The sequence below is a fragment of the uncultured Veillonella sp. genome, from assembly GCF_934190855.1.
GTDB lineage: Bacteria > Bacillota > Negativicutes > Veillonellales > Veillonellaceae > Veillonella.
This window is the reverse complement of the sequence record NZ_CAKPTN010000129.1, coordinates 1-4,620: the sequence shown is the minus strand read 5'-3', so window position 1 is coordinate 4,620 and position 4,620 is coordinate 1. Positions and strand designations below refer to the sequence as shown.

Below are 4,620 nucleotides of genomic sequence, written 5' to 3'. Positions count from 1 at the left end.
GTTAAAAAGTTCTTTGGTAGTAAAGTATATAAAACAATTATTCCTCGTAATGTACGACTTAGTGAGGCGCCAAGTTATGGGGAACCGATTATTGTATATGATCCAAAATCCAAAGGTGCAGACGTATATACTAAATTAGCCAAAGAGGTTATTAAAGCATCTAAGTCTTAATAAATGCTATTTGTAAGGTGAGAGAGGTTAGTTAAATGCCTAGAGAAGTTAAAAGTAAAAAAAGCAAAGTGTCCGGATTGGGTAAGGGCCTTGGTAATTTAATGAAAGTTGACTCTGTAGAGTCTGTGTTGCCTGAAAAGGAAATACACGAATTACCAATTTCTGAATTAGTTCCAAATGCAGATCAACCTCGTAAAAGTTTTGATGAAGATAGTTTAGCTACATTAGCTGAATCTATTAAAAATCTTGGTATTTTCCAACCAATCGTAGTACGTAAACAAAAGAATAAATACCAAATCGTAGCTGGTGAACGTCGTTACCGTGCTGCTATTATTGCTGGCCTAGAAACAGTACCAGTTATTGTAAAGAAATATAATACAGAAGAGATGACTGAGGTAGCCCTCGTTGAAAACTTACAACGTGAAGGTTTGGATCCAATTGAAGAAGCATTGGCTTACCAAGGTTTAATGGATACATATAAACAAACTCAAGAAATGATTTCTGCTCGTCTTGGTCGCAGTCGTTCTTATATTGCTAATATGGTTCGACTTTTAAAACTTTGTGACTCTGTACAAAAAGATCTGATTGAAGGGGACTTAACAGTAGGTCAAGCTCGTCCATTGTTAGCACTTCGTAGCGCAGCTCAACAAATTGAAGCAGCTGAACGTATTAAAGAGGGTGAATTAAGTGCCCGTCAAGCAGAGGCTCTCGTGAAGTCTATGCAAAATAAAGCTCCTAAGACTAAAACAGATAAGCCACAAAGTACGGCAGAAGTACGTGCTTTGATGGATCGTCTAAAATTAAGCTTAGGTTCTCCTGTAAATATCAAGTTCCGTGCTGGTAAAAAGGTACAAGGTAAAATTGAAATTACATTCTCCTCTGAAGCAGAATTGGAAAGACTCATTGCTTATATGGATGGTCAAGACCAAACTGAGGATGGGGAAGTAATGGAGTTCCGCGTATAATTTACATTACATACTAAAATTAGCATTAGCTTATGTGAAATTAGTAATGACAAGTTGATAATATTTCTGTATAATGTAAATACAATTTACAATCCACGGTAAAAGCGTAGTCTACGGGCTGCGCTTTTACTGTATTTAAGGGTTTGGTAAAATAATTTTAGTAGAATTATAAGATTTTTATAAGATATATACGTTAAGTTACAAGGATGGACTATGGAACAAACACCTAAAGCAAACCGCGTTCATATAGGCTTTTTTGGCCGTTGTAACGCTGGTAAGTCTACATTGATTAATATGTTAACTGATCAGCCTGTGTCTCTCGTGTCTGAGGTAGCAGGTACGACGACAGATCCGGTGAGCAAGTCTATGGAAATCTTGCCTCTAGGTCCTGTAGTTATTACTGATACAGCTGGTATTGACGATACAACTGAACTCGGTGCATTGCGCATGGAAAAGACGGAAGAGGTTGTGAAAAAGATTAATCTTGCTGTCTATGTGCTTCGTACCGATGAAGATCCAACCTCTGATGACATGCATTGGTTAGGGCTGTTAAAACAAAATAATGTGCCTATTGCATTATTCATAAATGAAATTAATGCGGATACGAATACTAATTCGGAAGCGGACACTAATGCGAATGCTAATGCGAATAATAAGTCGGATGGATCTATTTATGTTGAAAACCATAAGGGGCTATCTGACTTGGCTACCGTAATTGGTTCAGCTGATTTTACTTCTAATGCAAAACGGCTAGATCTACTAGATTTGCTTGGCGGTTTAACACCTCTTGATGTAGAAGGGGAGCAAACGCTGTTACAAGGCCTCGTAGAAGAGGGGGATGCCATCATCCTTGTGTGTCCTATCGATAGTGCTGCGCCAAAGGGTCGTCTCATCTTGCCACAAGTACAAACAATCCGTGAAATCTTAGATTACAAAGGATTAGCCTTGGTGTGTCAAACAGAAGAGTTACCATCTATGATTAATTCTCTTAAACAACCACCTAAAATGGTTATCTGTGACTCTCAAGCCTTTGATCGTGTCGATGAATTGACACCAAACACGATTCCGTTGACGTCTTTTTCTATTTTAATGGCTCGCTTTAAAGGAAAATTACAAGACTTAGTAGCTGGTGTTAATGCCATAAAAAATTTGAAACCTGGCTCTAAGGTTCTTATTAGCGAAGGTTGTACACATCGCCGTCAATGTGATGATATTGGGACTGTAAAAATCCCTAATCTCCTTAAGAAGCAAGGTCATACAGATTTACAGCTAGAATTCACTAGTGGGGGAGCCTTCCCAAAAGACGTGTCTCAATATGATTTAATCATCCATTGTGGCGCTTGTATGCTCACACGCCGTGAAGTACTACGACGCATTGAATGTGCTGTTGTACAAGGTACACCAATTGTAAATTACGGTGTACTCATAGCGGCTCTACATGGTATACTAGAACGAGCAATAAGCCCGTTTATTGACGAATTAGAGGGCTAATATAGCATTGTAATATGTATCTAATACATGTATGTAGATATAGCATTACATACTCGTTGTATAAATTGTTATATAAATATTGTTTATCTATATTAGAGATATTAAATTAAATTGTATGCAGTCATTTAACTTTCACGATTAGAATGGTATAATTAAGTGTTGGAGTTTTGATGATTGTATAGGAAGGAATATACATGTTCGAATCGATTCAACCGTGGATTGGCATGGCAACTATCGTTCTTGTTATCGCTGTATTGGTGTATTGTGTAATCTTACACATTCGTCTAGGCAGCTTGAAAAAGAAATACGATTTCTTTATGCAAGGGGACAATGGTGCTAGCCTAGAGCGTAAATTATCTGTAGAGGTTAGCGAAATTCGCGATGCAGCGAAGGGCCTTGAGTCCTTGTTGACCGAGCAAGCGGCTATTCGCAATACGCAGAGCAATACGATACAAAAAATTGGCTTTATTAAATATAATGCTTTTGAAAATATCGGTAATGATCTGTCATTTGCGCTTACGTTGCTCGATGGCAACAATAACGGCATCTGTATCTCTAGTATTTACGGTCGTAACGAATCCCGTATTTTTAGTAAACCAATTGTGAAAGGTAAAAGTCTTGTTAGTCTTTCACAAGAAGAATTAGAAAGTTTGAACGAAGCGTTGGGCGAACGTACCAATGAGGAAGCGTTGACGAGCGCCATCGTTTCAAAATAAGGAAGGGTTATATTGAATTTACCGGCATTCATTTCAAACAAAGTTGAAAGAAATGGTGACAACTGCATATTGACGTTAACCACTAAGCAGGCGAAGATTGCAACCATTGTGGGCTCTATCCTAATTATCGCAGCCGTGGTCCTTGGCATTTGGGGCATCGTGCGCCAAGCTGAGGTGGTGCAATTACGTCAACAAACGCAATTGCAATCGGAACAGTTGAAACTGTTACAACAAAAAACAGAGGTTCTCGATAAGAAAATCCAAAACTTAAATCAAATTAGCGAAGAGAATAAGCAAATGCTCAAGGGCGCTGAATCTGGCACACCATCTCAAGGTGGCGGGGATGGTAGCGACCCAAAGCAGCAAGCCGCTGATGAAAGCGAAGTAAAGACGCTAACAGCGGCACAATTATCAGCTCGCCTGTCTAAAATGGACAAGGAAGCACAAAAATTGCTCGTTAGCTTCTATACGATGCGCAACATCCTTCGCGATGGTGGTGCACAAGACTTGATGGCATTGCAATCCATCAACTTCTCCGCTGGCTCTGGTGGTGCTGTGAACAGTACGACACCAAGTATTTGGCCGAGCAAGGGCGTTATTACATCTCCATTTGGTAGCCGCGTGGACCCTGTGACAGGTGCTATTGGTGCGTTCCATGAAGGTATCGATATTGCGGACGACTATGGTTCCCAAATAGTGGCGACCGCAGCTGGTGTCGTTACATTCGCTGGTTATACTGACGGTGGTTATGGTAACCTCGTTGAAATCGACCACGGCAATGGCTTCGTTACTCGTTATGGCCATAACAGTGCTGTACTCGTAACGGTAGGGATGAGCGTAAAACAAGGCCAAACTATAGCTTTGATGGGTAGTACTGGTAAAAGTACGGGTGCTCACGTTCACTACGAGGTACGCTTAAATAGTGCCCCTGTAGACCCTATGATCTTCTTGCCAATTAGCAATTAGACACATAAAAACTCAATAAAAATCATACAAAAAGAACTTGTTATGCGTGCAAATGCACTAATAGCAAGTTCTTTTTCTTTCTTTTTGCATATATATATTGTAAAATAAAAGTATATGAACGGAGGTATATCTATGAAGGCCTATGTACAAGTTTATACCGGCGAAGGCAAGGGCAAAACGACCGCTGCTATTGGTCTAGCCATCCGTGCCATCGGTGCTGGCAAGAAAGTCCTCTTTTTGCAATTTATGAAATCTAAAGTATATAGTGAACATACTATTTTACCTACCTTAACTAATTTAACCTTAGAAAC

Annotated in this window: 6 protein-coding genes; all 6 read left to right on the top strand. The window is 39.6% G+C overall.

The window, feature by feature from the left end; translation table 11 throughout:
• The coding region (locus Q0F90_RS07375; RefSeq protein WP_296004393.1) for a ParA family protein at window positions 1-171 on the top strand (171 nt) is incomplete at its 5' end.
• Between the two features lie 35 nt (window positions 172-206).
• Window positions 207-1,136 (top strand): ParB/RepB/Spo0J family partition protein, encoded by a 930-nt coding sequence (locus tag Q0F90_RS07370; RefSeq protein WP_296004391.1) that lies wholly within the window; start codon window positions 207-209, stop codon window positions 1,134-1,136.
• Between the two features lie 213 nt (window positions 1,137-1,349).
• A complete protein-coding gene (hydF, locus tag Q0F90_RS07365) occupies window positions 1,350-2,627 on the top strand; it encodes a [FeFe] hydrogenase H-cluster maturation GTPase HydF (RefSeq protein WP_296004390.1) in 1,278 nt (425 codons plus the stop codon).
• Window positions 2,628-2,821: 194 nt separating this feature from the next.
• A complete protein-coding gene (locus Q0F90_RS07360) occupies window positions 2,822-3,343 on the top strand; it encodes a DUF4446 family protein (protein ID WP_296004389.1) in 522 nt (173 codons plus the stop codon).
• A 9-nt stretch (window positions 3,344-3,352) separates the two neighbouring features.
• Window positions 3,353-4,309 (top strand): peptidoglycan DD-metalloendopeptidase family protein, encoded by a 957-nt coding sequence (locus Q0F90_RS07355; RefSeq protein ID WP_367113424.1) that lies wholly within the window; start codon window positions 3,353-3,355, stop codon window positions 4,307-4,309.
• A gap of 132 nt (window positions 4,310-4,441) precedes the next feature.
• Window positions 4,442-4,620, top strand: a 179-nt coding sequence (locus Q0F90_RS07350; RefSeq protein ID WP_296004392.1) for a cob(I)yrinic acid a,c-diamide adenosyltransferase, incomplete at its 3' end; no start/stop codon positions are given.

What these genes read in the sequence shown, in the direction of transcription:
- hydF (WP_296004390.1), top strand. Translation starts at nt 1,350, where the DNA reads ATGGAACAAACACCTAAAGCAAACCGCGTTCATATAGGCTTTTTTGGC.
- Q0F90_RS07370 (WP_296004391.1), top strand. Translation starts at nt 207, where the DNA reads ATGCCTAGAGAAGTTAAAAGTAAAAAAAGCAAAGTGTCCGGATTGGGT.
- Q0F90_RS07360 (WP_296004389.1), top strand. Translation starts at nt 2,822, where the DNA reads ATGTTCGAATCGATTCAACCGTGGATTGGCATGGCAACTATCGTTCTT.